The following is a 504-nucleotide window of genomic DNA, read 5'->3' on the forward strand; positions in this document are numbered from 1 at the left end:
TCCTAATTCTGCTAATACCTGGGATAGTCTCGCAGAGGGTTATTTTACCTTGAACAATAAAGAAAAAGCTATTCTATATTATAATAAAGTAATTAAAATGGATCCCGAAGGTGTTGGAGAAAATGCCAGAGAGATGTTAAATATGATAGAAAAACTTTAAATGATATTTTGTATACTATTTTAACTAATATTTTTTTGACTAAAAAAACAAAGAAGAATGTAACGACATTCTTCTTTGTTAAAATTCTATGTTTTAAAACTTATACCTAACCGTTAACCTTCCATTTATTCCAGGTTCCGAACTAGAAAAATAGGTGTTATAATACCCCCCACCTGTATAAAGTAAATATTCATCTAATAAGTTAAAAATATTTAATGAAACATCTACCTTATCTTTTTTCCAACTTAAGGCACCATCAAGTCTAAAATAATCGGGTAAAATAAAAGGGATATTATCTTTTGAATCCCATTGAATGTTATCTTTAGCATATCGATAGCCTAAAG

Annotated in this window: 2 protein-coding genes; one reads left to right on the plus strand and one right to left on the minus strand. The window is 28.4% G+C overall.

The window, feature by feature from the left end; all coding sequences use genetic code 11:
• On the plus strand, positions 1-160 hold a 160-nt coding region (locus ABD806_RS18045; protein ID WP_425583181.1), incomplete at its 5' end, for a tetratricopeptide repeat protein.
• Between the two features lie 93 nt (positions 161-253).
• On the opposite strand, the gene ABD806_RS17995 is transcribed toward ABD806_RS18045, so the two are convergent.
• On the minus strand, positions 254-504 hold a 251-nt coding region (locus ABD806_RS17995; RefSeq protein WP_344960206.1), incomplete at its 5' end, for a hypothetical protein.

The organism is Zobellella aerophila (assembly GCF_039539325.1).
In the GTDB taxonomy this organism is placed as follows: Bacteria; Pseudomonadota; Gammaproteobacteria; order Enterobacterales; family Aeromonadaceae; genus Oceanimonas; species Oceanimonas aerophila.